This window comes from Paraburkholderia podalyriae (genome assembly GCF_014397785.1).
Lineage (GTDB): Bacteria > Pseudomonadota > Gammaproteobacteria > Burkholderiales > Burkholderiaceae > Paraburkholderia > Paraburkholderia podalyriae.
In genome coordinates, this window is record NZ_VZQQ01000172.1 from 1 (window position 1) to 2,909 (window position 2,909).

Consider the following 2,909-nt stretch of genomic DNA (forward strand, 5'->3'; position numbering starts at 1 on the left):
GCCTCGCGAAGCTCGGCCTCAAAGATACCGCTGCGCCCGCAGTTTGGGAGGCCGTCCTGTCTGCTTGATGAGGTATCCTTTCTATAACAAAAATCTCGTCCAGACCGCCTATTTGCACCAGAGCCGTCCAGCGCCTGCACTTTGACCTACGGATGCGAAGCCGTCCCCGAAAAGTCGCCACCACGATTTGCACGCGGCGTGGGCCATTCAGCGTCTGAATCGCCGTTCGCGTCTCCTATTCACAACATGTTTTTGCCCAGAATCCAGGCAAATTCAATGAAAATGCGGTACAACCGGGTCGTGCCAACAGACCCGACCGCCCCATGGCTAAAGCTGCGCACATCGTTTTCGCGCGCGACAAAGTGGCCAATGTCGTCGCCGCAAGCGATTTCTTTGCCCACAATCGGCCGGCATTTTTCTGTGTCGCGTGTGGGAAAGAACTGAGGAGGAACGCGCCGGAAACCGGTTTTCCGTACTTCTCGCATGTGGACCGCACAAGCTGCAGACTGGCTGCGCACTACGCGCTGCGCGCCGCTGCACAGCACGTGCTCATGGAGAGCCGATTCATCAAAGTGCCTATCGTCGGGGTCGCGCCGGCGACTGCTGGCATTCAAGGTCTCCTCGTGCAGTGGACGGACTGCATTGCTGACATCAAGGTCATCCACGTGCCGGTCGACTTCGTTGCGGAGACAGCGGACGGGCAGCTCATCATTGACATCTCCATCCCCGGGTTGGGCCGGACCGCTGCGCGCGAGCGAATCGCGAAGCTCGAGGTACCGGCGTTGGAAGTCACTCTGCCGGACCCAACCCGCGTGAAGGGATGGGCCGATTTGCGACGGTGCCTGCTCCACTCGGTCGACAACAAGCGTTGGATTTACCCGTTCGCCAAAGCAGATACGTCTGCTTCGCCGTTGCCTGCCGAGCAGTGGCACGCGCCGGCGACAACCGCCGGACGCGCAGCGGACGCCCGGGCACCAACCTCATGGACATCGCCCCTCGCATTTGCCGACAACGCGTTCTTTCGGCAGTTGCGTTGGGCCGACCAACTCGACGTGCTCCAGAAACAGATGGGGCTGCCTTGCGGCCAATGGCCGTCCGACGTCGACATTGATGTGCGAGGCGAGAGCGCCTTCGGTGTGGACCGCCGCGGCTGGCAAGCGGATGCATTCAGCCACTTCGTCATGCGCACCGCAACAGAGCCGACCGCCGCAGAAATCGCTTTCTCTGATGTGCTGAAGTATCTTGAAGAGCGCTACTGGGTTGAGCCGAACCAGGAGGCTGCGGCCCGCAAGGCCGTGTTCTACTACCTGCAGGCGCTCGCCGGGCGGGGTGTGTTGTCGCCGCTCATTGAGGACATCGAGGAGCCTACCTATCTTGTGACGCACTCCGGCGCGGCCGTCGCCGACGACGAGCTCACGTGGACCGCGTACGCGATGTTGTCGGCGAGCCAGTTGCGTGTGCTCTCGGTGCAGGCAGGCCTTCGCGTACCCATCGACCTGGTGCAGGAGCTTCTGGAGTCGTTCGACGACTGTCACCCGAGTGTTCCGGTCGGTCTCTACGTTGCGACGCTTGCCAGGAAGCTGCATGCGCCTCCAGGAAGCGTCCTGGCATTTCTTAAGGACGCAGGCCTCGTCACCGACGCGCCGGTCTCCCTACCGCCGAGCTCCCAGGAAAACTTGTTCTAGGCTACCGTCAACGCTGCCCCGGCTCCGTCATGCCGATGCCTGCTTCCGCGACCAGCGGCCTGTTTGCGGCATCCATGGACGGAAAGGTAACCACCCCTTCATGGACGAGGAGCTGGCGACGGCCACGTCAGCGCCGGCCCGCCCGGAGCCGAGCTCGAAGAACGAAGTACAGGCGATGGCGCAAGCCATCCGGGTGGCTGTGTGGGGGCAGTGGCAGGCGCCCTCCTGCCCTGTATCGGCACAGTCAGCGCACCGGTCTTCGACCACAAGGGCAAGATGGTTCTCGCCATCTCCGCACTGGGCAGCAAGGCGACGTTCGATGCCGACCCGGACGGCGACCCTGCGAATGCGGTGAGGTCGGCTGCCACTGCCGCATCTGCACGACCCGGATACTTGCCCCTCTCAAACGCGGCTAGTCAACCGATAAACGAGGAAGCAGCATGATGCACGTCGCTCCGGTGCAGCCCGGCTCGCCTCCAGACAGCGCCTGAAATTGTCTCTCGAAGTCGCGCGCCGCCTTCGGGGTTGACGTCGCCTGCATAAACTTGAGCTTTTAGGCGTAACACCGATATTGGACAGCCGTAAAGCTATAACCGGACTTCTCGCTGAGGGACTGTCGCGTGCGTTGTTTGATCGCGGCGGCTCCCACAGCGCGGCTGCCTCAGTGACCAAAGAAAATGTTGCATTGAGGTCGGGCAGAGCAAGCGCGAGTGGGCGTATTGCCTGCTTCCATACGCGTGTCGGGAACGCCACCATATGACATGTCCGTACTGGATTGAGCAGACTCATTCGCGTTCTGTTTCATCGTCGCATGCGCTGATGACTGTTCGTCCTGCTGCCTCTCCACCGCGTTCGAAACACCCGCCACAAGAAGCAAGGAGCAGGCTGCCGTTAACACCAAGCGTGATTTCATTTCGAGACTCCTTGAATCCAGTGGCCATTGCCTGAGTCTTTTTTTCGGGGCCGCGCCACTCGGCAATTCGTTAATCGGGATGTCTGCTCGCGGGACCTGCGCTAGCCGTGAACGGGACTGCGTCAGCGGACGCGAGATTGAGGGTCAGAAACCCGCTGCAGCCGAGCTTCCGAAGTAATCAGGTGTAAGCGGTGGATTTAGCACACGGAATGGAGAATCGTTTGCAAGTAACGGCCGAGCGTAGCCGCACCGCGTCGGTTGAGATCAACCGGCGATGTCTGCATCGGGGTGATGGGAGCGCGCGCAGTCAT

The 2,909-nt window shown here is 61.3% G+C and carries 2 protein-coding genes; one reads left to right on the forward strand and one right to left on the reverse strand.

Annotation, left to right across the window (positions count from 1 at the left end):
- Nucleotides 1-323 precede the first annotated feature (323 nt).
- Nucleotides 324-1,685 carry a hypothetical protein gene (locus tag F6X42_RS42120; RefSeq protein WP_187639663.1) on the forward strand — a complete coding sequence of 454 codons (1,362 nt, stop codon included), beginning with the start codon at nucleotides 324-326 and terminating at the stop codon, nucleotides 1,683-1,685.
- A gap of 661 nt (nucleotides 1,686-2,346) precedes the next feature.
- Here F6X42_RS42120 and F6X42_RS42125 read toward each other — a convergent pair.
- Nucleotides 2,347-2,598 (reverse strand): hypothetical protein, encoded by a 252-nt coding sequence (locus F6X42_RS42125; RefSeq protein ID WP_187639664.1) that lies wholly within the window; start codon nucleotides 2,596-2,598, stop codon nucleotides 2,347-2,349.
- Nucleotides 2,599-2,909: the final 311 nt, after the last annotated feature.

Coding starts and splice junctions, on each gene's coding strand:
- F6X42_RS42125 (WP_187639664.1), bottom strand. CDS start 2,598: ATGAAATCACGCTTGGTGTTAACGGCAGCCTGCTCCTTGCTTCTTGTG.
- F6X42_RS42120 (WP_187639663.1), top strand. CDS start 324: ATGGCTAAAGCTGCGCACATCGTTTTCGCGCGCGACAAAGTGGCCAAT.